This window comes from uncultured Marinococcus sp. (assembly GCF_947493875.1).
Lineage (GTDB): Bacteria > Bacillota > Bacilli > Bacillales > Marinococcaceae > Marinococcus.
On the sequence record NZ_CANLSU010000006.1, the window covers coordinates 72024 to 98607 of the forward strand.

28 protein-coding genes and 1 riboswitch are annotated in these 26584 nt (G+C 48.6%); of the genes, 6 read left to right on the forward strand and 22 right to left on the reverse strand.

Going from position 1 to position 26584, the window contains the following annotated elements; translation table 11 throughout:
* Window positions 1-3: 3 nt before the first annotated feature.
* The 15 genes from spo0A to Q0757_RS12405 all read right to left on the reverse strand — a co-directional run bounded on the left by spo0A (window position 4) and on the right by Q0757_RS12405 (window position 13994).
* The gene (gene spo0A / locus Q0757_RS12335; RefSeq protein WP_298787780.1) at window positions 4-774 is read right to left on the reverse strand and encodes a sporulation transcription factor Spo0A; all 771 of its coding nucleotides are present in this window, start codon (window positions 772-774) and stop codon (window positions 4-6) included.
* A gap of 133 nt (window positions 775-907) precedes the next feature.
* Complete coding sequence (gene recN, locus Q0757_RS12340; protein ID WP_298787782.1) at window positions 908-2632, reverse strand: DNA repair protein RecN; 1725 nt, start codon at window positions 2630-2632, stop codon at window positions 908-910.
* A 25-nt stretch (window positions 2633-2657) separates the two neighbouring features.
* On the reverse strand, window positions 2658-3107 hold the full coding sequence (argR, locus tag Q0757_RS12345; RefSeq protein WP_091611696.1) for a transcriptional regulator AhrC/ArgR: 450 nt from the start codon (window positions 3105-3107) through the stop codon (window positions 2658-2660).
* A gap of 143 nt (window positions 3108-3250) precedes the next feature.
* Window positions 3251-4078 (reverse strand): TlyA family RNA methyltransferase, encoded by an 828-nt coding sequence (locus Q0757_RS12350; RefSeq protein ID WP_298787788.1) that lies wholly within the window; start codon window positions 4076-4078, stop codon window positions 3251-3253.
* Window positions 4075-5973, reverse strand: a complete 1899-nt coding sequence (gene dxs, locus Q0757_RS12355; protein WP_298787790.1) for a 1-deoxy-D-xylulose-5-phosphate synthase — start codon at window positions 5971-5973, stop codon at window positions 4075-4077. The genes Q0757_RS12350 and dxs overlap by 4 nt, the downstream gene beginning before the upstream one ends.
* 10 nt (window positions 5974-5983) lie before the next feature.
* Entirely contained in the window at window positions 5984-6595 is a 612-nt protein-coding gene (locus Q0757_RS12360; RefSeq protein WP_298787792.1) for a hypothetical protein, read from the reverse strand.
* A gap of 860 nt (window positions 6596-7455) precedes the next feature.
* Complete coding sequence (locus Q0757_RS12365; RefSeq protein WP_298787794.1) at window positions 7456-8343, reverse strand: polyprenyl synthetase family protein; 888 nt, start codon at window positions 8341-8343, stop codon at window positions 7456-7458.
* Window positions 8340-8576 (reverse strand): exodeoxyribonuclease VII small subunit, encoded by a 237-nt coding sequence (gene xseB / locus Q0757_RS12370; protein ID WP_298788182.1) that lies wholly within the window; start codon window positions 8574-8576, stop codon window positions 8340-8342. Before xseB ends, Q0757_RS12365 begins: the two co-directional genes overlap by 4 nt.
* Window positions 8576-9961, reverse strand: a complete 1386-nt coding sequence (xseA, locus tag Q0757_RS12375; RefSeq protein WP_298787796.1) for an exodeoxyribonuclease VII large subunit — start codon at window positions 9959-9961, stop codon at window positions 8576-8578. The genes xseB and xseA overlap by 1 nt, the downstream gene beginning before the upstream one ends.
* Before the next feature lie 4 nt (window positions 9962-9965).
* On the reverse strand, window positions 9966-10826 hold the full coding sequence (gene folD / locus Q0757_RS12380) for a bifunctional methylenetetrahydrofolate dehydrogenase/methenyltetrahydrofolate cyclohydrolase FolD (RefSeq protein WP_298787798.1): 861 nt from the start codon (window positions 10824-10826) through the stop codon (window positions 9966-9968).
* A complete protein-coding gene (gene nusB, locus Q0757_RS12385) occupies window positions 10823-11236 on the reverse strand; it encodes a transcription antitermination factor NusB (RefSeq protein WP_022793584.1) in 414 nt (137 codons plus the stop codon). Before nusB ends, folD begins: the two co-directional genes overlap by 4 nt.
* 97 nt (window positions 11237-11333) lie before the next feature.
* Complete coding sequence (locus Q0757_RS12390) at window positions 11334-11738, reverse strand: Asp23/Gls24 family envelope stress response protein (RefSeq protein WP_298787801.1); 405 nt, start codon at window positions 11736-11738, stop codon at window positions 11334-11336.
* Between the two features lie 30 nt (window positions 11739-11768).
* Window positions 11769-12152 (reverse strand): hypothetical protein, encoded by a 384-nt coding sequence (locus Q0757_RS12395; protein ID WP_298787803.1) that lies wholly within the window; start codon window positions 12150-12152, stop codon window positions 11769-11771.
* Window positions 12153-12291: 139 nt separating this feature from the next.
* Window positions 12292-12849 (reverse strand): elongation factor P, encoded by a 558-nt coding sequence (gene efp, locus Q0757_RS12400; RefSeq protein ID WP_298787805.1) that lies wholly within the window; start codon window positions 12847-12849, stop codon window positions 12292-12294.
* Window positions 12850-12923: 74 nt separating this feature from the next.
* Window positions 12924-13994, reverse strand: a complete 1071-nt coding sequence (locus tag Q0757_RS12405; protein ID WP_298787807.1) for a Xaa-Pro peptidase family protein — start codon at window positions 13992-13994, stop codon at window positions 12924-12926.
* A gap of 464 nt (window positions 13995-14458) precedes the next feature.
* Here Q0757_RS12405 and Q0757_RS12410 point away from each other — a divergent pair, with 464 nt between their 5' ends.
* Complete coding sequence (locus Q0757_RS12410; RefSeq protein ID WP_298787809.1) at window positions 14459-14830, forward strand: hypothetical protein; 372 nt, start codon at window positions 14459-14461, stop codon at window positions 14828-14830.
* 18 nt (window positions 14831-14848) lie between these two features.
* On the opposite strand, the gene mntR is transcribed toward Q0757_RS12410, so the two are convergent.
* Window positions 14849-15265 (reverse strand): transcriptional regulator MntR, encoded by a 417-nt coding sequence (gene mntR, locus Q0757_RS12415; protein WP_298787811.1) that lies wholly within the window; start codon window positions 15263-15265, stop codon window positions 14849-14851.
* Between the two features lie 235 nt (window positions 15266-15500).
* Here mntR and dat point away from each other — a divergent pair, with 235 nt between their 5' ends.
* The gene (gene dat, locus Q0757_RS12420) at window positions 15501-16376 is read left to right on the forward strand and encodes a D-amino-acid transaminase (RefSeq protein WP_298787813.1); all 876 of its coding nucleotides are present in this window, start codon (window positions 15501-15503) and stop codon (window positions 16374-16376) included.
* Between the two features lie 77 nt (window positions 16377-16453).
* Here the strand turns inward: dat and Q0757_RS12425 are convergent, their stop codons facing one another.
* Window positions 16454-17290 carry a biotin/lipoate A/B protein ligase family protein gene (locus tag Q0757_RS12425; RefSeq protein WP_298787815.1) on the reverse strand — a complete coding sequence of 279 codons (837 nt, stop codon included), beginning with the start codon at window positions 17288-17290 and terminating at the stop codon, window positions 16454-16456.
* A 164-nt stretch (window positions 17291-17454) separates the two neighbouring features.
* Here Q0757_RS12425 and Q0757_RS12430 point away from each other — a divergent pair, with 164 nt between their 5' ends.
* Complete coding sequence (locus Q0757_RS12430; protein WP_022793593.1) at window positions 17455-17847, forward strand: rhodanese-like domain-containing protein; 393 nt, start codon at window positions 17455-17457, stop codon at window positions 17845-17847.
* A gap of 70 nt (window positions 17848-17917) precedes the next feature.
* On the opposite strand, the gene gcvPB is transcribed toward Q0757_RS12430, so the two are convergent.
* Genes gcvPB through gcvT form a run of 3 tightly spaced genes read right to left on the reverse strand, consistent with a single transcriptional unit; the run spans window position 17918 to window position 21889 of the window.
* Complete coding sequence (gene gcvPB / locus Q0757_RS12435) at window positions 17918-19399, reverse strand: aminomethyl-transferring glycine dehydrogenase subunit GcvPB (RefSeq protein WP_298787818.1); 1482 nt, start codon at window positions 19397-19399, stop codon at window positions 17918-17920.
* Window positions 19386-20747, reverse strand: coding sequence for an aminomethyl-transferring glycine dehydrogenase subunit GcvPA (gcvPA, locus tag Q0757_RS12440; RefSeq protein ID WP_298787820.1), 1362 nt, complete (start codon window positions 20745-20747; stop codon window positions 19386-19388). Before gcvPA ends, gcvPB begins: the two co-directional genes overlap by 14 nt.
* A gap of 17 nt (window positions 20748-20764) precedes the next feature.
* Complete coding sequence (gene gcvT, locus Q0757_RS12445; RefSeq protein ID WP_298787822.1) at window positions 20765-21889, reverse strand: glycine cleavage system aminomethyltransferase GcvT; 1125 nt, start codon at window positions 21887-21889, stop codon at window positions 20765-20767.
* 155 nt (window positions 21890-22044) lie between these two features.
* Window positions 22045-22133, reverse strand: a riboswitch (glycine riboswitch).
* 193 nt (window positions 22134-22326) lie between these two features.
* Here gcvT and Q0757_RS12450 point away from each other — a divergent pair.
* Window positions 22327-22968 (forward strand): MBL fold metallo-hydrolase, encoded by a 642-nt coding sequence (locus Q0757_RS12450; RefSeq protein ID WP_298787824.1) that lies wholly within the window; start codon window positions 22327-22329, stop codon window positions 22966-22968.
* 115 nt (window positions 22969-23083) lie between these two features.
* On the opposite strand, the gene Q0757_RS12455 is transcribed toward Q0757_RS12450, so the two are convergent.
* Together Q0757_RS12455 and Q0757_RS12460 are read right to left on the reverse strand one after the other, a co-directional pair.
* Window positions 23084-24217, reverse strand: a complete 1134-nt coding sequence (locus tag Q0757_RS12455) for a CapA family protein (protein WP_298787826.1) — start codon at window positions 24215-24217, stop codon at window positions 23084-23086.
* A 94-nt stretch (window positions 24218-24311) separates the two neighbouring features.
* On the reverse strand, window positions 24312-24827 hold the full coding sequence (locus tag Q0757_RS12460) for a hypothetical protein (protein WP_298787828.1): 516 nt from the start codon (window positions 24825-24827) through the stop codon (window positions 24312-24314).
* 109 nt (window positions 24828-24936) lie between these two features.
* Between Q0757_RS12460 and Q0757_RS12465 the strand changes: the two genes are divergently transcribed.
* Together Q0757_RS12465 and Q0757_RS12470 are read left to right on the forward strand one after the other, a co-directional pair.
* Window positions 24937-25269 (forward strand): hypothetical protein, encoded by a 333-nt coding sequence (locus tag Q0757_RS12465; protein WP_298787830.1) that lies wholly within the window; start codon window positions 24937-24939, stop codon window positions 25267-25269.
* A 178-nt stretch (window positions 25270-25447) separates the two neighbouring features.
* Entirely contained in the window at window positions 25448-26578 is a 1131-nt protein-coding gene (locus Q0757_RS12470; protein WP_298787832.1) for a 5-methyltetrahydropteroyltriglutamate--homocysteine S-methyltransferase, read from the forward strand.
* Window positions 26579-26584 lie beyond the last annotated feature (6 nt).

Sequence of the window (26584 nt, forward strand, 5' to 3'; positions counted from 1 at the left end):
TATTTATATCTGCTCTGTACGCAGCCGGTCAGCTACTACCGCGACAAATTCACTGTTTGAAGGCTTATAGGGCAGAGCCCCGTCCTGACTCCAGCCGAACAGATCGGAAATCGCCTGCGTATGTCCGCGGTCCCATGCAACAACGATGGCATGTCTGAGCGCCCGTTCGACCCGGCTTGGCGTCGTCTGAAACTTTCTTGCAATCTCAGGGTACAGCTGCTTAGTGACTGCATTTATCATCTGCATATCCTCCATTACGAGCTTCACTGCTTCCTGCATATATACATAGCCTTTAATATGGGAAGGAATGCCGACATATTGGATAATGTCTTTGATACGCTCTTCCATTGACTGGCGGCTGGCAGTTTTTTTCGGAGCCTCTTCCGTCAGCACCTGGGAATTTAGGCTTTCTCTGTGTACATCCCGGATATTTGCCATCAGCGCCTCCATATCAAATGGCTTTAAAACGTAATAAGCAGCCCCAAGATCCACTGCTTTTTTCGTTACATCCTCCTGGCCGAATGCAGTTAACATAATAACTTTCGTGTTAACAGTATGTTTATTTTTCAGTGCCGTTAATACAGAAAGCCCGTCCCGGTGCGGCATAATTATATCAAGGAGTAAGACCTCGGGCTGCTCCTGCTCCACCACCTCAAGTGCTTCTTCCCCGTTATGGGCTGTGCCTGCTATTTCCATGTCCTCCTGTTCTTCTATATGTTCGATTAATACTTCGACGAGTTCCTTGTTATCGTCGGCCACCACGACCCGTATCATGTCTTCCCACTCCTTTTGCCGCAGGCTTTTGCTGCACTCCTTTTCCCTCTCAACATTATTTTACCATAGCGTGTCGCATAGAAAAAGACAACTTCGACAGTTGTCTTTTTCAGGTGGACACATTCTATTGGGACTACACATTGCTTTTAGCTTTCTCAGCCATTTCTAACAGCTCGGTCGCATTCTCTCTCGTTAGTGCCGTCACTTCAACTCCGGAAATCATCCGGGCGATTTCATCAATCTTATAATCTGACGTTAACGGAGTGACAATCGTCTGTACTCTTTCTTCTTTTTCTTCTTTTTGAATATACAAATGACTGTCTGCCATCGCAGCAACCTGTGGCAGGTGGGTGATGCAAAGCACCTGGGAGCCTCTGGACACCAGATGGATTTTTTCCGCAATCGCCTGGGCGACACGGCCGCTTACACCTGTATCAACCTCGTCAAAAATCAGGGAGGTAACGTGCTGGAAGCCGGAAAGAATCGTTTTCAATGCCAGCATGATTCTGGAAATTTCCCCGCCGGACGCTACTTTTGCGAGCGGCTTTAAAGGCTCACCGGCATTGGCTGAAATAAGGAACTCGATCTTGTCCGCTCCCTTATCATTAAATACCCACGTCTCCCCATCAGGTGTCTGATAGGTTTTCCCCCGGTTAAGAGGTGAGATCTGCACTTCCATCGTAGCCTTTTCCATGTACAGCGCCTGAAGCTCCTGCTGAACACTCCCGGCAAGCGAGTGGCCGGCCTGCCGACGCAAATCAGTTAATGTTTTAGCCTCAGCAATCAGCTCTTCCGCTGCCTGGGAGAGCGCCTGTTCATATTCGGCGATTCGCTCTTCTTTATTGGCGAGTGAATCGATTTCCTCTTCGATTTTGGAGGCATAAACTAAGATTTCTTCGACGGAATCTCCGTATTTTCTCTTCAGCTTATTCAGTTCATCGAGCCGGTTCTCCACTTCGTTTAATCTTTCAGGATCAAACGCCATGGAATCAGCTTTATCCCGGAGCGTAAACGTTGCCTCCTCCATCATGTAATAAGCTGAGCTGATTGACTCGGAAAGCTCTCCGAGATCTGTATCGATTTCTGCGGCTTCTTCTACGCTTGATACTGCCATTCCTGCCCAGTCAAGCGCCTTCCCTTCGCCGTACAGGTGGTCATAGGCCCCCCGGATTGCCTCGAACAGCTTTTCACTGTTAGCCAGAATATGACGTTCCTTTTCCAGGTCTTCGTCCTCTCCCGGCTGCAGGCCGGCGGCTTCAATTTCCTGAAGCTGGTATTGAATAAAATCCAGCCGGTTTGCTGTTTCCTGATCACTTTCCTTCAGCTGCTTTAATTTTGACTGCAGCTGTCCAAAACGGTGGTAGCGCTTTTGATAATCTTCGAGTGCTTCTTCAAGCTCTGTTTTTCCGAACCGGTCGAGCATCTGCTGGTGACGCTCAGCATGCATCAGGTCCTGGTGCTCGTGCTGACCGTGGATATCTACGAGGCTGTGGCCGGTTTCTCTCAATACAGCAAGCGTTACTAATTTGCCGTTGATCCGGCAGATGCTTTTGCCCTGATGCGTAATGTCCCGGCGCAGAACGACCATGTCATCTTCAATATCAATGCCTGCGGCCTCTAATTTCTCAACTGCGGGGTGGTTATCCTCCAGGCGGAACAGCCCTTCCATTTCCGCCCGTTTTTCTCCGTGGCGCACATATTCAGCCGATCCCCTTCCACCGATAAGCAGGCCGATCGCATCAATGATGATGGATTTCCCGGCGCCCGTTTCACCGCTTAATACTGTTAAGCCATTTTCAAATGAAACGGTTAACTCCTCGATAATGGCAAAATTCTTGATGGAAATTTCTTCAAGCATTTCTGTACCCCATTTCCAATTAGCATTAAAGCATTTCTAAAAATCGGTTTACAATCTCCGGTGAATGTTCCTTCTGCTTACAGATAATGAGAATCGTATCATCGCCGCAAATGGTGCCCATAATGTTTTCCCAGTCCAGGTTATCAATCAGGGCCCCTACCGCATTGGCGTTTCCCGGCAGTGTTTTCATGACAATTAAATTCTCCGAATGATCAATGCCGACAAAGCTGTCCACAAGTGCCCGTTTTAGTTTCTGCATGGGGTTAAAGCGCTGATCGGCAGGCAGGCTGTACTTGTATCTGCCGTCAATCATCGGCACCTTTACAAGATGAAGCTCTTTAATATCCCGCGACACCGTCGCCTGAGTTACGTTGTAGCCATCTCCCCGGAGTCTTGCTACTAAATCATCCTGCGTTTCTATGTCTGTATTTGAAATTAGTTCCCTGATTTTTATGTGTCTCTGTCCCTTATTCATCCCGAAACCTCCCGTGCAAAACTACTTTCATCATAACTATTTCATTATAATTATACAAGTTTATGAGTAAATAGCATGCGTTGATTTAAAAATTCTTTTGAAACCATAGTCCAAATAAAAAAAACGCCGACGGGCATCGGCGTTTACGAAGGTTCCAGTTTTTTCTTGAATGACTCGTGTGCTTCCCGGACGACCGCCTCTATTCGCTCCTCCCCGGGAGGAGACGGCTTATCGCTTAATACCGATCCGTACAGCAGATATTCAATATTGCCGTCTCCCCCGGTAATCGGGGAAAAATCGAGCGCTTCCGGTGCTAAACCAACGCTTTCGGCTGACTGTATTGTTTTTGCCAGTACTTCCCTGTGCACCGATGGGTCCCTGACGATTCCTTTTCTGCCTACCTTCTCCCGTCCCGCTTCAAACTGTGGCTTGATGAGTACGCAAAAGCCGGCGCCTTCGTCCAGCACCTGCGGCATCACTGGGAAAAGCTTTTCCAGGGAAATAAAGGATACATCAGCGATCAGCATCCCGGGCAGCCCACGCGACAGCTGATTTTTATCGAGGTACCTGAAATTCACTCTTTCCATTACCTCTACCCGTGGATCCTGGCGCAGCTTCCAGGCGAGCTGATTGTAGCCGACATCCAAAGCATATACCATAGAAGCTCCGTTTTGCAGCGCACAATCCGTGAAGCCTCCGGTGGAGGCCCCGACATCGAGTACCACGGCGTTCTGCAGCTCCAGCTGAAACGACTGAATGGCTTTTTCCAGCTTTAAACCGCCGCGGCTGACGTATGGCATCTGTTTGCCCTTCAGGCGCAAAGCTGCCTCATCACTGATTTTTGTCCCGGGCTTGTCCACCACTTCATCATCTGCCAGTACAAGACCTGCCATGATTGCCCGTTTGGCTTTTTCCCGGGAATCAAACAGTCCCTTCTGCACTACCAGCGTATCAATTCGTTCTTTATTCATCCCCGGATATTTGTTCTTTCTTTACTGGTCATCGCCGTCACTTTTTCCACTACTTTCTCTGGAGTGAGACCCAGTTCCTCATAAAGCTCCGGCACGCTGCCGTGCTCGACGTAGTAGTCAGCAATGCCCATCCGGCGGACTGGAAGCGAGTCATGCTCATGGTCGGCCATGTATTCAAGCACTGCACTTCCAAAGCTTCCCTTTAGTGCTGCTTCTTCCACTGTCAGTACTGGTTTGCCTTCTTCAGCTAATTCTTCAAGCATTGCGTCGTCAAGCGGCTTGGCTGAACGGGCGTTAACGATACGGACACTGGTTCCCTGTCCGCTTAACTCGGCAGCTGCCTCCTCTACGATCGGAAGCATTGTCCCAAACGAGAGGATCGTACAGTCTGTGCCTTCCCGGACGATTTCCCATTTGCCGTAAGGAATCATTTGAAACTCTTCGTCCATCTCCACCCCGAGCCCGTTACCGCGCGGATAGCGGACGGCTGTTGGGCCATCGTCATTATGAAAAGCCGAATACAGCATGTGCTGCAGTTCATTTTCATCCTTTGGCATCAGTATTTTCATATTTGGGAGGTGCCGCAGGTATGCAATATCAAAAACGCCCTGGTGCGTCTCCCCGTCAGCACCGACGAGGCCTGCACGGTCGATCCCAAAGAGCACATTCAGATTCTGGCGGCAGACGTCATGCACCAGCTGGTCGTATCCCCGCTGCAAAAACGTGGAGTACACCCCGAATACCGGCTTCATTCCCTGCGTCGCAAGCGCACCTGACATTGTCGTGGCGTGCTGTTCAGCGATACCTACGTCAAACATGCGATCCGGAAATTTTTCCGCAAACGTGTCGAGCTTCGTGCCACCGGCCATAGCAGCGGTCACAGCCACAAGACGGGAATCCATTTCTGCTATTTTTTGCAGGGTATTGCTGAAGACAGCACTGTAGGCAGGCGCGGCTGCCGGTTTTTTAATCACTTCACCGGATTCGATCTTATATGGTCCAAGTCCGTGCCAGGTCCCTTTAGCATCGTTTTCCGCCGGTGTGTAGCCTTTGCCTTTTTTGGACAGCACATGCACAATCACCGGGCCGTTAGTGTCTCTGGCGTATTTAATATTGGCATGCAGATCATCAAGATCATGGCCATCGACCGGGCCGAGATACGTAAATCCAAGCTCTTCAAAAAACATGCCGGACAGAACCATCTGCTTCATGCTGTCTTTCATCCGGTCGGCGTAGGAAGCAAGCTTCGAGCCGAACGCAGGAATTCTGCGCAGCATATGGTCGACGTCTTCTTTCGTTCTTCGGTAAGTACCGGCTGTGCGAATGCGGCCGAGCATACTGTGAAGCGCCCCTACGTTCGGAGAAATAGACATTTCATTGTCGTTTAGAATAATAGTGACATCCGTCTGTTCATGACCGATATGGTTAAGTGCTTCGAGGGCCATGCCTCCGGTAAGAGCACCGTCACCAATGATAGCGGCAACTTTGGCGTCCTCGCCCTTCAGCTGATTTGCAAGCGCCATTCCTTCTGCTGCGGACAGTGACGTTGAGCTGTGGCCGGTCTCCCATACGTCATGTTCACTTTCTGAACGTTTAGGGAAGCCGCAAAGCCCCTGGTACTGGCGCAGTGAATCAAAGCGATCCGCACGTCCGGTTAAGATTTTATGCACGTATGACTGGTGCCCAACGTCCCAGATAAGTTTATCTTTTGGTGTATTGTACAGCTGGTGAAGGGTGAGCGTTAATTCCACTACTCCGAGATTGGGACCGAGATGACCACCGGTAACGGATAATTTTTCAATCAGGAACGCCCGTATATCTTCACCCAGCGCTTTTAGTTCTTTATCATTGTACTGCTTCATGAATCCAGGGTCTTGGATCGTTTCCAGGTTCATTTGAATCCCCCTACCTGCTATGTTTTTCTGTTGATGATTTCCATCTTCTTTTCTTTGGAATTAACTTAATTTTTAACTTATTCTCAATAAAATACAAGATTCTTCCTACCTGAAAAACAATATTGTTCGCGTACGTGATCGCAAATGTTTTCCCAAGTGCTTTTCCGCTGACTGTGAGCGCTGCCACGACAGCTGTGAATATAGTACTCAGAATCAGCTGGCCGTTGGAGCTGTTATTTGTCCCAATCGTCATACCAAGCTGCACGACAACGGCCGAGCTGGCCGTCCCACTCACAACCCCGCTGATATCACCGATCACGTCGGCACAAAAGTTCGCGACCCGGTCGGCATTCCTCTGAATAAATACACTGTGGGAAGCCCCCGGCACTTTTTTGGCAGCCATGGCATTGAACGGCCGTGGCTTTGCCGCGGTGGCAGCTACGCCGATCACGTCAAAGATTACACCGGTAAATACGATGATCAGTACGACGACCATGCCGATCGCCCAGCCAACTCCCGAAAGCACTGCTGTCGAGACTACTGAGAAGATTGCTGCAAGTATCAGGGTGACAAACCCAATTAACGTACTCCACTGGAGCGATTTTCTCCATAAATTATTCATGTTCACTTATCACCAAATTCTTTGTATTTATCATAACGTACATCTCATTCTTTTAATATCATTTTATGCCCTGGCCTGATTGTTTATACCCTAAATAACGTACATTCAAGCTTTTTTCCTTTCCTCACCGTTTAACACCCGCGTAAAAGAAAGAAGCGCCTCCCAGCGCTTCTTCAACTGCTTATGTATAAAGTTGAATGGTCGCCCGGAGCGTAAACCTTGTGGCTTAGGTCCAGTAGGATTTCCCACCAGGCAGCCAATTCGTCGCCGAATCGGTGGTTTCCCTTTAAGGCCTGGTGAACGCCGTCACCGGCAGTTCGACTGAATTACCACTCAGACCACACTGCAATCCACTCCGGACGTGCGTCAAACAGCCTAGGAGTTTTCCCCGGCAGTTCCGTGCCACTTTCTTATCCTCTTTTGCAGAACAGGTTTCAGTTGTTGGGTCCCATACCAGTTGGCCTACCGGTATGATACCAATTGAACAACCTCCCCGCTGTTCCACTCAAGGCAGGCTACGCTGTTGAAAGGCCTTCCCTTGGCCTTTGCAACAGGTCTTACCGCAGCATGCACCCGGGACGGTATCCGTCTTCCAGGATGACCCGGATGCATCACCGCAGCCTCCACGGCGAAAGGGTTCGCGCCCACATGCCATTGTGGATCGCCCTTACGCCTTAACTCCCAGCACCGACCCAGGGCTGGGCGCCGCAAGCCGATGCCAGGAACTTCATCGATGTGCCCTTCAGCGGATTTTTAGGCCCGCCTTCGAAAATGGAGAACCGACTAGGATACTGCACCATTCAACTTTTCAAAATTATTTTAGCATGGTTTGTCTGTTCTGAAAACTAATTCGTTCTGTTTTAGTGGTTACGCTGTCCAATATATTGAAGAAACGCTGTTAAAAGAGACGTATCTACTGTCATGCGCTCCAGCACGTTTTCTGCCTGTTCAATATGGTGGGCAAGTTTCTCTTTTGCCCCTCCCAGTGTCAGCAGTTTTGGATAGGTGCTTTTTTCTTTCGTTTCATCGCTTCCAGAGGATTTCCCCATCTCCTCAAGAGATCCTTCGACATCCAGAATGTCATCCTTGATTTGAAAAACGAGACCGAGCTCCCGGCCAAACGCCCGCCAGTTTTCCACATCTTCGTCTGCCGCTTCTGCTATTAACGCTCCGGAGACCACGGCAAAGGTCAAAAGATCTCCCGTTTTGTGATGATGAATGTATTCGAGCTCCTCCAGGTTAAGGCTCTGCTTCTCCCCTTCGAGGTCGGCCATCTGACCGCCGACCATGCCTTCGCTCCCGGAAGCAGCAGCCAGCTCCTGTACCAGCTGCAGTCTGGCAGCGGCAGAAGCAGGCCGTTTTGCTTCCACAATCAAGGAAAAGGCTGTCGTCTGCAGGGCGTCGCCGGCTAAGATGGCAGCGGCCTCCCCGAATTTTTTGTGATTCGTCGGCTGTCCCCGGCGCCAGTCATCATCGTCCATCGACGGCAGATCATCATGCACGAGTGAATACGTATGAATCAGCTCCACTGCAGAGGCAGCCGGAAGATCCTCTTCTTTCACCGGGCGGTAGCATTGAAGCACGGCCAGTGAAAGCAGCGGCCTCACACGTTTTCCTCCCGCTTCAAGGGAGTAAAGCATTGCATCCTTCAGCGTCTCCGGCGTTTTCAATGCACCTACACGGTCAGTTAAAGCGCGGTCGACAGACGGCCGGTATGTATCGAAAAAATGTTGGAGCTCCCCACTCATTCGCCCGGTTCCTCGTTTTCAAGCGGTGTTACCTCTCCATTTTCGTCCACAATTTCGTCCATCTGTTTTTCAACCTTCTGCAGCTTTTCGTGACACGTGTTGGAAAGCGTCATACCCTCCTGATACATCGTGATCGCTTTTTCTAAAGGCACTTCGCCTTCCTCAAGCCGTTCTACGATCTGCTCGAGCTTTTCCATTGCCTGTTCAAATGATTGTTCTTGTTCTGCCAAGATTACCGCTCCTTTTCCGGACGGGAAAGTGCCTCAAAGCCGTCTTCCCCTTTTTCTTTAACTTCACATTGCAGGTATCCATCTGTCATATACATCCGCAGGCTGCTTCCTTCGTCTGCCTGGGCAATCGAAGTCAGCACCTTATCATTCTCATCGTAAGCAACATTGTACCCGCGCTGTAAAATGGCCAGCGGGTTCAGAAGTTCAAGCGCCTGCAGCGATTTTGCAAAGGTGGCTTTTTTCCGTTCCACCTGCTGATTCATCGCTTTTTGCAGCCGGGCCCGCTTTTCGTACATTCTTTGGCGTTCAAGTTCGATTAAGCGCTCGGGGTGCTGGCGCATAAGCCGCTTTTCTGTGTCTTCAAGCTTTTGTCTGCTTGTTTTCACTGTCTGCACCGCCTGCTTTTCGAGCCGTTCCATCATCCGGTCAAGGTCCTGTTCTTTTTGCTCGAACAGGCGGGCCGGGTATTTAAATGCATACGAACGGCGGAGCTTGGCAAGCCGGGTGCGCTGTTCCTGAACTTTATAATGCATCTGCCGGTGCAGGCGGTTCTGCAGCTGTCGGACTTTTTCTTCAAGCTCGCTGATCATCGGGACAGCTATCTCGGCAGCCGCTGTCGGCGTGGCTGCGCGCACATCCGCCGTAAAGTCGGCAATCGTAACATCTGTTTCATGCCCCACAGCGGAAATAACCGGTACGCTTACGTTGCGAATAGCCCGTGCCACCACTTCTTCATTAAACGCCCACAGGTCTTCGATCGAGCCGCCTCCGCGACCAACGATGACCATATCCGCGCTGCTCATTTTTTCGACTCTCTCAAGAGCCCGTGTGATTGACCCCGGGGCCTGCTCTCCCTGCACCAGCACCGGGAACAGCGTGATTTTCACCGGCGGGAAACGCCGCTTCAGCGTGGAAACGATGTCACGTATGGCCGCCCCCGTCGGCGACGTAATGACGACAATATGTCTTGGGATTGGAGGGAGCGCGCGCTTGTGCTCCGCTGCAAACAGTCCCTCTGTCTCCAGCTGTTTTTTCAGCTGTTCAAAGCGTACGTACAGCTGGCCGATACCATCCGGCTCCATCGCGTTCACATACATCTGGTACTGCCCGAAAGGCTCATACACAGAGACACTGCCTGTAACGAGCACCTTCATGCCATTTTCCGGCATAAAGGAAAGATTTTTGTTTTTTCCGGCAAACATCACTGCCGATATTCTCGCCTGCTCGTCCTTCAGGGTGAAATACATATGTCCCCTGCTGTGCTTTTTAAAGTTCGAGATTTCTCCGCGGAGCCATACCTTCTGCAGCCCCGGGTTTTGTTCGATAGAGCGCTTGATCGCCCCCGTCAGCTGGGAAACGGAGAGCCATTTATCTGCAGGTGACTGCATGACGTCATGCCTCCTGCCGCTGAAAGCGTTTAGCTGACTGCAGCGTGTTGTAGAGGAGCATCGTGATCGTCATCGGACCTACGCCTCCCGGTACCGGTGTGAGATACGAGGCTTTTTCGCTCACTTCCTCAAAATCAACATCTCCGCACAGCTTGCCGTCATCCTTGCGATTCATCCCAACGTCTATCACGACAGCTCCCGGTTTAATATCCTTTCCTTTTACAAATTCCTGCCGGCCAATGGCCGCGATCAAAATATCTGCCGACTGCATATATGACTCCAGATCTTTTGTGCGCGAATGGCAGTGGGTAACCGTGGCATTTTTATTTAAAAGCAGCTGCCCCATCGGTTTACCAACAATGTTGCTTCGTCCAAGAACAACAGCATGTTTGCCTTCAATTGAAACGCCGACGTATTCAAGCATTTTAATAATGCCGTACGGCGTACAAGGGAGGAATGCTTCCTGGCCAGTCATCATCCGGCCGATATTAATAGGGTGGAAGCCATCAACATCTTTATCCGGCGAAATAGTTTCAATTACTTTTTTATCCGAAATATGATCCGGCAGCGGCAGCTGCACAAGAATTCCGTGGATATCCGCATTGTCGTTATAATCCTTTACAATCTGCAGAAGTTCTTCTTCAGTCACCGACTCAGGCAGTTCTTTTAATTCTGAATGGATTCCGACTTCTTTAGACGCCTTCTGTTTTCCTTTAACATACGACCTCGAAGCCGGATTGTCTCCTACTAAAACTACGGCAAGTCCCGGTATTTGCTCTCCATTATTCCAGGAGGCGACCTCCTGCTTAATTTCTTCACGCAAAGAAGCTGCTACTTCTTTGCCGCTGATCAGCTGGGCGCTCATTCGCTTTCTCTCCCTTCCCGTTCACAGTCACTTAAAATATTCGACAATACGCCGTTGACAAATTTCCCTGCCTCTACACCACCGAATGCTTTGGCCAGTTCAATAGCTTCATTGACGCTGACGTGAAGCGGAATATCAGGCACATATAACATTTCATGGACGCATTCTCTTAAAATAGCCCGGTCCACGTTACCAACCCGTTCCAGTGTCCAGTGTTCAAGCTGGTCTACGAGCCGTTCATCAATTTCTACAAGGTGTTCCCATACGCCATGCACCGCAGAAATCAGAAATTCATCTGCTTCTTCATCCTCTAGCATGGAATTTTTTATTGCCTGGTCTGCATCAACATCTGTAATATCCATCTGGTACAGTGCCTGTACGGACCGAAGCCTGGCTAAACGTCGGTTCATTTCGTGTTCTCCTTTTCTCCTATGTACCCGGAGCCGTATTCGTAAATGAAAGAAGGACGGCTCCCCCGAAAAGCGGTTGCGGGGCAGCCCTCCCTGGTCATTTTTCCTGTTCCTGTAACGACTGCTCTTCTTCAGGGAACTGCAGGCCGATAATGTGTACGTTCACCGCATCGATGTGAATATCTGTCATTCCCCGTACGGTCTGCTGAATGTTTTCCTGGACCTGCTTAGCCGTGACGGGCGCAGAGCTTCCGTAGTGAATCAGCATGCTGATTGTCACCACCGCACCGCTATCGCTCAGGTCCACCTTCACGCCTTTTCCGTATGATTTCCGGCCGAAACGCTCTGCAACATCATCTGCGATGCTGCCCTGCAGGTCGTATACCCCTTCGACTTCGAGCGCGGCAATGCTTGCCACTACTTCAATCACGTCCCGGGCGATCTCAATATTTCCCAGGCTTTCTTTTTCTTCACCTATCGTAAGCAGCGTGTATTCGCTCACAGCGCTCCCCGCTTTCTATGCAGCATGATTTTATTCTTCCTGCTCCGCCTCTGCCTCTGCTCTTTCTTTTTCTTCCGCTTCTTTCTGTTTTTGTACATACTCATACTTATACTGGCGGAAGACGGGATATTCGGAAAGATTATCAGGAATTTTTCCTTTTTCAAGCAGAATCAATTTGACAATATCCTTGTTCCGGGCCATATGATACTTTTCCCCGTACTCGTTTTCTTCAGCAAATTGTTTAATGCTCTGGTAATCCTCTTCCTGAATGGACACCGTATATTCATGGCCGGGTTCCCCGTACTGGTGCTCAAACCCTATTTCAAATTCCACGATCTGAATCTGGTCGCTTTTCATATTGCGGGTCTGTTCGAGTACCGCTTTTGCGCCTTCCGTTAAATCATTCCATTCCATATAATAGCCTCTCTTTCCGTATTACCGCTCAAAATTCCATTTCATTATATCACGGTGATTCTGCAATTTCATCGGTCCACAGCCGCCTGTGTGTATTGTTCAAGAAAAAACGGCCTCCCCAATGGCAGGCCGTTAGTTTTTAAGCACGGGAGGCGTATGCCCCAGTCCTTGTATCGACGACGATCCGCTCGCCTTCTTCAATAAAAATAGGAACCTGCAGACGGTAGCCGGTCTCCACCACTGCCGGCTTGGATCCTCCGGACTGGGTGTTTCCTTTAATGCTCGGATCTGTTTCTTTAACTTCGAGCTCTACCATGTTAGGTACTTCAACACCAAGCGTTTCTGTACCATAACTGGTAATGGATACTTCCATGTTTTCTTTTAGAAAGTTTAATTCATATTTCAGCTGCTCGCTCGTCAGCTCCATTTGATCAAACGTTTCCATGTCCATAAATGTATGCACATCACCGCTTGCATAAAGGTACTGCATTTTCCGGCGTTCAATATGTGCATTATTTACTTTTTCACCAGCACGAAAAGTTTTTTCCTGGATGTTACCCGTACGCAGACTGCGAAGCTTCGAGCGGACAAATGCTGCCCCTTTTCCAGGCTTTACGTGCTGGAATTCGACAACTGTCCAGATATCGCCGTCTGTTTCAATGGTGAGTCCTGTTTTAAAATCGTTAACTGAAACCATAAACGTTCCTCCACTCTTCAATTGATCGATTATTACTATATCACAGCTGTCCGGTTTTTTATACGCACTCCCGGTTAATTGCCAACAATCGTCAGCTCTTTTGCAGAGTAACTGAGCTTCCGGCTGCCCGTTTCGGTAATAAGAACGTCGTCTTCTATTCGAACGCCGCCAAGCTCCGGAACATAAATCCCCGGTTCAATGGTAATTACCATGCCCGGCTCGAGCTCGACATCGCTTTTCGGGGAAACACCGGGCTGTTCATGCACTTCCATGCCAAGACCGTGGCCGAGGCTGTGTCCGAAGCGGTCGCCGAACCCTTCTTTATTAATATGCTCCCGCGCGATTGCGTCTGCTTCTTTCCCGGTCATTCCCGGCCCAACCTGCTCCACGGCTTTCATCTGGGCTTCATATACGGTTTGATATATTTTTTTCATGTCATCAATTGGTTCGCCGACAGCGAGCGTTCTTGTAATGTCCGAGCAGTAGCCGTCCACATAGGCCCCGAAGTCAAGCGTCACCAGCTCCCCGTCTTCTATTACTTTATCGGAAGCGATACCGTGAGGAAGAGCACCTCTCCATCCCGAAGCAACGATAATATCAAACGAAGATCCTGCTGCTCCGTTTTTTCTCATATAAAACTCCAGTTCATTGCTGACATCGAGCTCGGTCATGTTTGGAGCAATGATCGATTTAATGTGTTCAAACGCATCTTCAGCGATATTGACCGCTGTCTGCAGCTTTTCCACTTCTTCTTTTGATTTATAAACCCGAAGCTTCTCCACGATGCCTGATACCGGAGAAAGGGATCCGCTCAATTTTTCTCTCATATCTTCAAACTGCGCGTAGGTTACATGCTGCTTTTCAAATCCAATAGAACTCACTTCTTCTTCTTGGGCAATCTCTTCGACCATATCCCATGCCGAACCCTTCTGCTCGATCACGTCGAAATCAAGGGCTTCGTCATTAGCCTGTTCGACATAACGAAAATCTGTAATCAGCCGTGCCGATTTTTTTGTGATAATCAGCGTACCTGCCGAACCGGTAAAACCGCTTACGTAACGGCGGTTGTAGGGACTTTGTATGACAAGTGCATCAAGCTTTTTATGCTCAAGGTCTTCCCGAATACGTGCTGTGATCTCATGCATTTACCGACACCTCTTTTTGGATTAACTTTGCTTCCTTGTTAATCGTAACACAACGCGCGGAAGGGAAACAGGCATCAGCAGCGAGAAGGGAGCTCTTTTATATATTACGTGTAGTTTCATTAAAATATGGGAATAATATGATTACCGTAAAGGAATAGTTAAAAGTAGCGCATTTTAAATCTTTATTGTAAAATTTAAGTACTATTTCGATTAATGCTCTATGCATCCCCTCACGCTTTATGCCTCTGCGAACTGCTGTTATTTTCCGCCTATAGTTTTACCGCAGCACACAGCGGGTATTGAAGTAAATCTTCTTAATAAAACTGTTCCGTACGGGAAAAAGAGAGCCAGGGCATTTCTGATTTTCACTATTTAATGCACTATACTAATTGCTTAATTTCGATACAGTTCACCATGCCCCCTGATAACGGATGAAAATTTTAATGAAACGAGAGGTGTGTTCCATGCAGCAAGCGCTGAAGAATCCCATTGCCACTGTTGTGCTGGGACTTGCCATTTTAGGGGTGGGTTACCGGCTCGTAACAGATCCGCTCGGTCTGCTTCTCTACCTTGTTATTGGTGCAGCCATCGCGGTTGGATTATATTTTCTTTTCACAAGAGTTATCATGAAGCGAGCGATGATGAACCAATACCAAGCCGGCTCCAATGCCGCATCCGGACGATCCGGGGCAGCGAAGGGCACTCAGGCGAAAAATTTTAAACAGGCCCAGAAGCAGCAGAAGAAAAAATCCGCTAAAAACTCCAGCAGACGGCGGAATGATGCAAACCTGAAAGTAATTCAGGGAAATAAAAACCGAAAAAAAGATCGGGCGTAAAACAAACGCCTGATCTTTTTATTCGTACGAACGCTGAATATCGCGCAGCGACTGCACACGTTCGTCATCCTCTTCAAAATACTGAAGAACGTCCCCGATGCGGTCGATCGCATCCCAGCTGAGATGATGTTCAATTCCTTCCACATCGGCATATATTTTATCTTCCTCCACCCCGATAATATGTAAAAACTTCTCAAGCAGCTCGTGTCTGTAAACCAGGCGCTTGCCTATTTTATTTCCTTTTGAAGTCAGTACAAGTCCCCGATACCGTTCATAAATCAGATATTCCATTTTATCGAGTTTTTGAACCATTTTTGTTACCGAAGAAGGATGTACCTCGAGCGTTTCTGCAATATCTGAGACCCGCGCATACCCTTTCGATTCAATCAGTTGATAAATCCGCTCTAAATAATCTTCCATACTAGGAGTCGGCATCGAGACCCTCCAATAAATATGATAAAAACCGTCACACAAAAAAATTGGCTTTCTTCATTTTAACGAAACTATTTCTAAAAAACAAACCTTCTTTCTCTTATAATTAACCCTTATTTCAAAATTGCCCCTAAGAAACTTTTTTGTTTTCTGAATAATTCTTTCCCTTTTGAAGAGCTTTTCTTTTTTTCGTCCGTGCAATCTTGTACAATATAAAGTATTGAAGGAGGCAGCATTCATGAGCTATGTGATGTATAACGAATCCATCATTCCAAAAGAGGAAGCCGCTATTTCATTCGAAGACCGCGGGTATTATTTTGGCGACGGCATTTATGAAGTGATCCGGGTGTACAACGGGAAACTGTTCCTCCAGGAGGGTCATCTTGAGCGTTTCCAGAACAGCGCTTCTAAACTCGACCTGGTGGTTCCCTATTCCCCCGATACCATGAAATCGCTTCTCCGCCGGCTGATCGATAAAAACGAGCTTACCACGGGCTATATTTACTTTCAGCTGACCAGAGGGGTCCAGGCCCGGGATCATCTGTATGAACGCGGTACCGCCCCTGTGTTAACCGGCTTTACAAAGACGGCTGGGGTGCCGTTTGCTAAACAGACCGACGGTATTGATGTGTACGCCACTGATGACATCCGCTGGCTTCGCTGTGACATAAAAACCATTAATCTGCTCGGAAACGTGCTCGCTAAACGGGCTGCAGAAGACCACCACTGCGCCGAGGCGCTCCAGCACCGCGGGGACGTTATTACGGAGGGTTCTTCCACTAACGCCTTTATTGTTAAAAATGAAACGATTATTACCCACCCACAGAGCAACTATATTCTTGAAGGCATTACTAAGCGCTATGTGCTTCAGCTTGCAAAGCAGCTGAATATTCCCGTTGAACAACGTCCATTTACCATTAAGGAGGCCCAGGAGGCTGACGAAATGTTTATGACGAGCACTTCAATTGAAATCGTGCCTGTGCGATCCGTTCAGGGCTCCTTTGAAGCCGAGTACGGGAATTCTCCGGTGACGAGAGAACTTCTTGGAGAATTCCGCCGGGAGGTCGAACTATTCGAAGCAGGCGACACCCAGCCGCTTGTGACCTATAACTGAGTATTGCTATGTATAATCAGCAAAAGACCGCTGCGGAGCGGTCTTTTGTATTTTAATTCCGTTATTTTATGCCCGTATCAGCGCCTGAAATTCCATTCCTCTGCCTGATAGCGCTCAGCAGCCAGCTCCTGCACCTCTTGTTCCTGGGCAGTGGTCAGCTGATATTCTTCCAGGCCGGCATTCAGACCGTCGGCAAATCCTTCCTTAAATGCTGCGCGCAGATCGGCCAGTGTAAACGGGGTGTCTGTCAGCTCATTAATGGCTACAGCTTTGTTTTTAAATGATTTCTGCATCCTCTCCCGCACTCGCTCGCTCGGGTATTTAAACAAATCGAACAATTTATCCTCATCAAGATCCAGAATAATCGAGCCATGCTGAAGAATGACGCCGCGCTGTCTTGTCTGGGCGCTTCCTGCAATTTTCCGGTCCTCTACGACCAGCTCATACCAGGATGAGGCGTCAAAACAGTTAGCCGAACGGGGATTTTTCAATGAATCCTCTTCCTCCTTCGTTTTCGGAACGGAAAAATAAGCATCCAGACCAAGCTTTAAAAATCCCTGCAGAATCCCTTCCGAAAGCACGCGGTAGGCTTCAGTCACCGTTTCCGGCATTTCCGGATGATCTTCTGACACAATAATGCTGTAGGTCAGCTCCTGATCATGCAGAACAGCCCGGCCTCCCGTCGGCCGGCGCACAAAGCCTACACCGTGCTTTTCCACCGCGTCCATATCAATGTCTTTTTTCGCCTTTTGGAAATAGCCGACCGACAGTGTCGGCGGATTCCATCCGTAAAACCTTATCACCGGCGGAATCTGCCCTTCGCTGTGCCACTGCAGGAGCTTTTCATCAAGTGCCATGTTGTAGGCCGGTGACTGATTACCCGAATCTATAAAAAGCCAAGTATCTTTTGCCATTAATGTTCATCTCTCTTTCTCGATTTTTCCATTTCCATTGTAGCAGAGATCACTGCTTTCCATATATAAAAATGACCGCCCGTTAATTAGAAATCTAGCAAAACAACAGGGTTATGCGTTATAATTAATTTGCAATCGACCTGGAAAGAGGTGAAATAATATATATGATATTTGAATGGTTATGGGTAGTGCTTATTGCGGTATTAGTTTTTCTTATTGTGCGCCGGTTTGTCGGTCCGAAGGACTTAACTGCATTACCACAGGAAGATTTTATAAAAGGCTATCGTAAAGCCCAGCTTATCGATGTGCGGGAGCCGAAGGAATATGACGGCGGCCACATCCTCGGGGCCCGGAATATTCCTGTTTCCCAGATGAAGCAGCGGATGGTGGAAATCCGGGAAGACCAGCCTGTTTATTTATACTGTCAGTCAGGTATGCGTTCAAAGCAAGCGGCAAAATTGATCAAAAAGCATAAAGGGAACCGGGACATCTATCACCTGAAAGGCGGCTTCAAGCGCTGGACAGGAAAAATCAGCAAAAAGAAAAAAAGCGCATAGTTAAAAGGAAGAGCGGGAGATGCTCTTCCTTTTTTATATTTTTGAAGACAGGGGGCCACCCCGTCTTATTTTATTTCATAGACTTGAGCGACGTTTCGGTATTGTATGTCAGCACTGGTTTACGTGCTGCGAGCGTTTCGTCCAGCCTGCCGACTACAGTAGTGTGAGGTGCTTCCTGCACCATTTCCGGGTCTTCCTCTGCTTCTTTGGCAATCCCGATCATGGCCTCTGCGAATGCATCCAGCGTTTCTTTCGCTTCGGTTTCTGTCGGTTCGATCATCATGCACTCTTCGACGTTGATCGGAAAATAAATGGTCGGCGGATGGTAGCCATAATCAAGCAGGCGTTTAGCCATATCGAGCGTACGTACGCCGAGCTTCTTCTGGCGGCTGCCCGAAATCACAAATTCGTGCTTGCAGTGGCGGCCATACGGCAGGTCAAAATACGGCTCGAGCCGTCTCATTAAATAATTGGCATTTAATACAGCATACTCCGAAACTTTTTTGAGTCCCTCTGCGCCCATCGTACGGATGTACGTGTAGGCACGCACGTTAATACCGAAGTTGCCGTAATACGGCTTCACGCGGCCGATGGAATACGGACGGTCTTTGTCCCAGTAGTACTTACCGCTGTCTTCCATAAGCACCGGTCCGGGCAGATAAGGGATCAGCTCTTTTTTTACGCCAACCGGCCCGCTGCCGGGGCCCCCGCCTCCGTGAGGGCCGGTGAATGTTTTATGCAGATTCAGGTGAACAACATCAAATCCCATGTCCCCGGGTCTTGTGATACCCATGATGGCATTGGAGTTGGCTCCGTCATAATAGAGTCGGCCGCCGGCCTGATGAATCGTATCTGCCATTTCCATAATATCTTCCTCAAACAAACCGAGTGTGTTCGGATTCGTAAGCATGAGAGCAGCTGTTTTTTCACTCGTTACTTCTTTTAAATGCTCAAGGTCCACCAGTCCGCGTGCATCGGTCCGGACCGTTACGTGATCGAATCCTGCCACCGTTGCTGAAGCAGGGTTCGTTCCGTGCGCAGAATCGGGAACGATCACTTCTGTGCGTTCTGTTTCCCCGTTAGCCTCGTGAAGCGCCCGGATCAGCATCAGGCCGGTCCACTCTCCCTGGGCGCCGGCCGCCGGCTGCAGCGTCACTTCATCCATGCCGGTTATTTCGGCAAGTGCCTGCTGCAGGTCGTACATCATTTCGAGATTTCCCTGCACCTGCGCCTCCGGCTGATACGGGTGCGCAGCGGCAAAACCGGCCATACGGGCCGTTTCTTCATTAATTTTCGGATTGTATTTCATCGTGCAGGACCCGAGGGGGTAAAAGCCCGAATCTACTCCGTAATTTCGATTCGAAAGCGCCGTATAATGACGCATTAACTGCAGCTCGGACACCTCCGGCAGAGACGGCTCTTCCTCCCGGATGCTCGCCTCCGGCAAAATATCACTTAGGCTTTGCTCAGGTATATTCGTTTCCGGGAGGGAATACGCTACCCTGCCTGGTTTGCTTTGTTCGAAAATTAACGGCTGGCTAGACTGTTTCATGTATAAGCACCTCCAAATGATTGGCAAGGGTTTCAAGCTGTTCCTTTGTCCGAAGCTCAGTCACACATATAAGCATTTGTCCGTTTTTATCTTTAGAGACCTCCCCTAAATCATAACCGCCAATGATTCCATGCTGGAATAGTTGTTCATTTACCTCCGCTGCCGGGCGGCCGAGATTGATGACAAATTCATTAAACGACGGTGACTCATGGATAATCTGTATCCCTTTTTGCTTGAGCAGCTGCTTTAAAAAGTGAGCGCCTTTAATATTTCGTTCGGCCGTTTCCCGCAGGCCTTTTTTTCCTAGTGCCGTCATCGCCACAGAAGCCGCCAGCGCGTTTAAAGCCTGGTTCGAGCAAATGTTGGAGGTCGCTTTATCCCGGCGGATGTGCTGCTCTCTTGCCTGCAGCGTCAGTACGTAGCCGCGGCTTCCGTCTTCATCCTCCGTTTGTCCGACGAGACGCCCGGGCACCTTCCGGATATGCTTTTTAGTCGTGGCAAAAAATCCGCAGTGCGGGCCGCCAAACTGCATTGGAATACCAAGCGGCTGGGCGTCTCCTGCCACAATATCCGCCCCGAAACGTCCTGGCGGTGTCAGGGCACCGAGCGCCAGGGGATTTGCCGAAACAATCATCAGTGAGTTTTCTTTATCAGCTGCCTGCCTTACAGCAGCTAAATCTTCAATAGTACCGTAAAAGTTCGGGTACTGTACGATCACTCCTGCCGTATCAGCATCAATCATGTCTTCAAGCTTATCCAGGTCCGTGTGCCCTTCCTTTTCGGGAACAATTTTCACGGTAAGTCCAGGGCCTGCAGCATATGTTTTCAATACATCTAGTGCTTCGGGGTGAACCGTTTCCGAGACGACGATGGTGCGTCGTTTTCCCCTGTTTTCACTTGCGGCCATCAGTGCTGCTTCCGCAAGCGCCGTTGGCCCGTCATACATAGACGAATTGGCGATATCCATCCCTGTAAGTTCGCTGATCATCGTTTGAAATTCAAAGATTGCCTGCAGCTCGCCCTGTGAAATTTCCGGCTGGTACGGAGTATACGCGGTGTAGAATTCCGATCGCCGGAGCACGTGATCAACGACCGTTGGTATATAATGCTCGTACACTCCCGCCCCGAGGTAGGAGATGCAGTCCTGCACGTTAGTATTTCTGTCGCTCAGGCGTTTCATTTCCTTTAGAAGGTCCGTTTCTCCAAGAGCCTTCGGCAGATTCATCTCCCCGGAAAAACGAATATTTTCCGGCACGTCCTCAAACAATTCACCGATCGAATCCACACCGATTGTTTTAAGCATTTCTTCCTTATCCTCGCCGGTTACCGGCAGGTAGCGATAATCCATTCTGATGCCTCCTCTGTTTATTTTTCCCGTTTATAAAAAGGCACAGCTGCCACTTTCGCCCGTTTAGCTTTGCCCCGTACATCCACTTCGACAGCCTGATCCAGATTTATCCATTCGATATTCAGAAGTGCAAGTCCCACGTTTGTTTTCAGCGTAGGCGACTGGGTGCCGGTAGTGACCCATCCGATTTCCACTCCCTCGTCGCTATGTACCTTGTAACCCGGACGCGGGATTGCTTTATCAACCATTTCGATGCCGACGAGTTTTCGTTTTAAGCCCGCTTCTTTTTGTTTTTTTAAAGCTTCTTTACCAATAAAATCATCTTCCTGCTTCAGCTTGACGCAAAAGCCAATGCCTGCTTCAAGCGGCGAAATATCTGCGCTCAGCTCCTGACCGTACAGCGGGAGTTTTGCTTCAAACCTTAAGGTGTCCCGCGCGCCAAGACCGCATGGAATGATCCCTTCAGGTTCTCCTGCTTTTATGATTGTCTCCCAGCAGCGGACCGCATCCGCGGCCGGACAGTATAATTCAAAGCCGTCTTCCCCGGTATAGCCGGTTCTTGACATGATGACATTTCCCGTTTCCCCTACCGAAGCTCCGGCAGCGAAACGAAAAGGCAGTACCTCTGCAAGAGAAGCATCGGTTACTTTCTGCAGCACCGCTTCTGCCATCGGGCCCTGCACAGCAAGTAATGCTGTATCCTCTGATATATCGGTAATAGTTACGCTTTTCGTCACATGGTCGCGCAGCCACTCCAGATCCTTTTCAATATTGGCTGCGTTTAACACAAGCATGTATTTTTCTTTTTCAAGCTGATACACAAGCAGATCGTCAACCGTGCCTCCATCTTCATAGCACATGGCAGTATACAGTGCTTTTCCGGGCTCTGCATTTTTTATGTTGTTTGTGAGCATATACTGCAGAAACTCAGCGGCCCCATCCCCTTCTACAATCGCCTCGCCCATATGGGAAACGTCGAAAAGACCGGCCTTTGTGCGCACTGCCTCATGTTCGTTCTTGATGCCGGAAAACTGAACAGCCATTTCCCATCCGCCAAAATCGACCGTTTTTGCTCCGTATTTCTCATACACAGGATACAAAGGAGTTCGTTTTAATTCCGCCAAGAAAATCACCTCATTCATTATTTTCTGAAAAATCAAAACAGTAAAAAGCATAAAAAAGACAGAACTCCATAAACTATGGAAGCTCTGTCCTATAACCAGAAAGTTTCTCCTTTCCGTCGTACGGAAAGAGTGTCTTCGTGGGTGGCTTCTAAAAGAAGCGCTCTCCAGAGGAGCGTCCAGTAAGAGTCTGTTTGCCTGAGAGATTCACCTGTTACGGCTTGCTCCTTCGGCGCTGCCTGGCAGTCTCTCCCCTTACCATCATCCGCGCATTATATGTACTTCTTTATTTGCTCATATTCTATCACTAATTCAGATAAAAACCAATGCTGAAAAAAATTAAACCGAACATTCCCGATAAATTTGTTTTTATTATTCGTCCCTCACTTTGGATCGGCCATTTCTTCCCGATGAAATATTGTTTATACTAAAATCAGCATAAAAATTGGAGGGAAACTATGAACTGGAAACAGCTTCCGCTAGGACCACTGCAGACTAACTGCTATGTTCTTTATGATAATGATAAAAATGTTGTGATTATTGATCCGGCCGGAGATGCCGATAAACTCCTCGCCTATCTTCAGGAAAACGACCTGCACCCTGTCGTCATTCTGTTAACCCATGCCCACTTTGACCATATCGGAGCGCTTGATGCCGTGCGGGACGCCTACAATATTCCTGTTTACCTTCATGAACAGGAAAGCGACTGGCTCGGAGATCCACAGAAAAACGGCTCCGGACGTATGATGCCGGAGGCTGCATTCACTACAAAACCCGCTGATCACCTGCTTCAGGCTGAAGGAACGCTTCAATTCGGCAGCTTTGAATTCCAATGGCTTCATACGCCGGGTCATTCGCCGGGCAGTGTGTCTTACTGGCACAAAGAAACAAACACGGTGTTCTCCGGCGACGTATTATTTTCAGGCGGCGTCGGCCGGACCGATCTCTACGGAGGCGATATGGATACACTGTTAGCCTCTATTCACGAGCAGCTGCTTGAGCTCCCGGATAATACGGTAGTAGCCTGCGGCCATGGGCCCTTTACCGATATCGAAACCGAAATGGACTCCAATCCGTTCATTAATGGGTTTGGTGCATAATCAGTAAAGAACCTCTGATTTTAAACAGAGGTTCTTTACTATTTCAATACAGTAATTGAAATTATGTAAGCTCTCCACCTGTCTACAGGCGGATATTACCTTACTTCTGTATACATTATTCCTGATCCTCGATCCACTGATACACGTGCTCATGCAGTTCTTCTTCTGTTTCGCCGCCATTCGCCGGATGATCTGCTTCGGCCATCGGCTTTACGGTGTACTGGTCTTCAGGTCCCGGCACGACCTGGGTAAAATCAACATTAGGCTCCGTGATTTTCACCTCGTCACCGTCTTTTTCCACCTCGAATGTGGCAATGCCGCCTGTATCGGTATAATCGTGGTCCTGACCGGAATAAAAATTACCTAGAGAATAATAAACAAGCGTTTCGTTGCCTTCTTCACCCTCCACCCATTCCATTGGCTGAAGCACGTGAGGGTGATGACCGATAACTACGTCCACTTCCTGGTCTGCAAGAAATTGGGCCAGCTCTTTCTGCTCTTCATTCGGAAGCCGCTCATATTCATTTCCCCAGTGCATATTGACGACTACAATGTCGGACTTATCTCTTATTGCTTCAATGTCTTCCTGTATTTGCTGCTTATCAATTTCCTGAACGACATATTCGTCTCCCTCCGGCACCTCGATGCCGTTCAGCCCGTATGTATAGGAAAGCACACCCATATCTATATTCTTTACGTCTATGATACGCTGCCTCGCTGCATCTTCTTCATCCTTATATACTCCTACATAATCCATTCCTGTCTGCTCATAATGATTAATCGCATTGTTTACAGCTTCCATGCCACGGTCAAGCGTATGGTTATTGGCTCCGGAGAGCATGTCCACTCCGGCATCCTGAAGGTCATCCACGATCGCGTATGGACTGTTAAAGGAAGGATAAGCTGATAAGCCAAGCTCTTCGCCCCCGGGGATTGATTCCTGATTCACAATTGTGTAATCCGGTTCTTCAAGCATCGGAGTAACAGCCTCAAGTGCCGGGGTGAAGTCATACTCTCCGTCCTCTTCCATTCTTTTATAGACACGTCCGTGCAGCAAAACGTCTCCTGCCGCGCCAATCGTAACATTTTCGTCCTTCTGCTCCTGTTTTCCGGACTCTTCTTCTGTCTGTGACTCTGACTTTTCATTCTGCGCCTCTGAATTACCATTTTCTTCGGTAGTTTCCTGAGCACTGCTGCAGCCACTCAAAAGGAAAATCCCGCACGCTAATCCATAATAAAGTTTTCGCATGACATCCTCTTTTCTACAAATAGAATTTCTAGTCTAAATATACTATAAGTTTACTAATATATTCATTGGAATTGAAGAGGTTTTCATGCATTTTTTATGCCTGCCTTGGCGGACCATTTTTCCTCCCACGCACAGCAAGCGTCCCCAGAACAGCCGCAAGCGGCACAATCACCCACCATTCCTGGTCAATCAGATGGTAGGAAAAATTCTTCGAGGTTACTGGGAATAAAAATTGAGTACCGTTTCCCAGAAAGTCAATCAGCATAGAACCAAGGGCCAGCGTGAAAAAAGCAGCTATCCAGGCTTTTAGGAATTCTCCCCCGAGCATGCGGCGGACAACCGGGGCAAATGCTGCTGCAATAAACGGCAGCGTCAGCAGCGTATGAAAAATATAGTTGCCAAACAGCTTCGGAATATCCGGCACAAGCACCATCACACCAAACGCCATCACCCTTAAGCGCCGCGTAATAGTTAAATCCGTCGTTCCGTAAAATATATACATCACCACTGCACCGGTCAGCAGATGCAGCAGTGTACTCGGTACGTGCTCAATCAAAATTTCAATCACAGGCCGTTCCTTCTTTCTGCGGGAGATGATTGTTTTATTCACGATTTTCTTTTTTCATAAACTCCCTCCATAATGTTTTACGGGATTGAATGACAGAGCTGCCGGGGTATGGGAAGAAAACAGCTAAACTATTGTCAGGAGGAATATTACAATGACCCCCGTGGAAAAACCATCTGCGCTCAACCGGGCGCGAAAGAAAAAAGCCGCTGCCATAAAGGCAGAAGGCGAGTTTGCCAGGCAGCTTAAAAGTATTCTTGTTTTTCAGGAAATCGATAAGCAGAGTGCTGATAAAATGGACAACAGCTTTCGTCCGAAAAAAACGATTTACGCTCTCACTGGGGAAAGGCTGAAGATGAAGGATATTGCATTTGTAATCAAACTGAAAGGGTTCACCGGACTTTACCGTTTATTTTCCGCTTACCATGCTGATTGTCATACAAATGAACGAGGCGAACCGGTCGTGGTCTTTCAGCGACGCTCTTAACAGAGACCGTATACGGACTGCTTTTCATTTTCCTGGAAGCATATCCTGCTTCTGATGGTTTCTGTAGACAAACCGTCGCCTGCTTCCATATACTATTAGTAGGCAAATTATATACAGGAGAAGCTGAAAGTCCGGCTTTTCCCTGTCCTGGTTCTGAATCCATACATATTACAGAGGAGTGGATGGTTTGACAAATGCACCGTTTCGCGCAGAACACGTAGGAAGCTTTCTTCGTCCGGAGCGACTCAAAAAAGCACGGCAGCAGTACGCAGAGGGAGAGTTAAGCGCCGAAGCACTATGGAACATTGAAAACGAAGAAATTACTGCTCTTGTAAAAAAGCAAAAAGAAGCCGGCCTGCCGGTCGTTACAGATGGTGAGTTCCGCCGCGCCTGGTTTCATCTCGATTTTATGCAGGAGGTCGAGGGAGCAGAATTTATTAAATTGGACCAGGGGCTTGTATTCAGCGACAATACGGAAACAAAAGCCGAAGGGGTCAAGGTTGTTAATAAGTTAGCCTTCCGCGATCACCCTGTGGTGCGCGAGTACGAATTTCTGCACAGTCTGAAAGGCGAGCATGCTGCCCGTGTGACAGTCCCAAGTCCAAGCATGTTTATTTTCCGGACGGTAACTGAAGAAGAAAAAAATGTCTATCAGTCGGAAGCGGAGCTTTTTTCCGACCTCGTGCAGGTTTATAAGGATACGATACAGGCTCTGTACGAAGCCGGCTGCCGCCACCTTCAGTTTGATGATACGACCTGGTCTTTATTTCTCGGCGCTGAAAAGGACAGGGACCTCGTCCTTTCCGGCGGTCTGCTTGAAGCACGGGGCCTGGATCCGAAAGAAACGCTGGAGATGTTTGTAAACACCGTCAATGAAGCAATTGCTGATAAGCCTGAGGATATGCGGATCTATATGCACGTCTGCCGCGGCAATTACAAGTCCACGTATGCCTCCAGCGGCAGCTACGATGCCGTTTCAGAATACATGTTCAGTAAATTAAACGTCGATGCTCTTCTTTTGGAATTTGATGACGAACGCTCCGGGGGCTTTGAGCCATTAAAGTACGTAAACCGCAGTGATCTGCAGGTGGTGCTCGGTTTAATCACTTCAAAATTTCCTGAACTCGAAGATGCTGGTTTAATCAAATCCAGACTGCAGGAAGCTAAAAAACATGTACCGCTTAAACAGCTCGGTTTAAGCCCTCAATGCGGCTTTGCTTCCACCGAAGAGGGTAATATTCTCACTGAAGAAGAGCAATGGGCAAAGGTGCGCCATGTCGTTTCACTTGCCGAAGACGTCTGGAAATAGGTATCT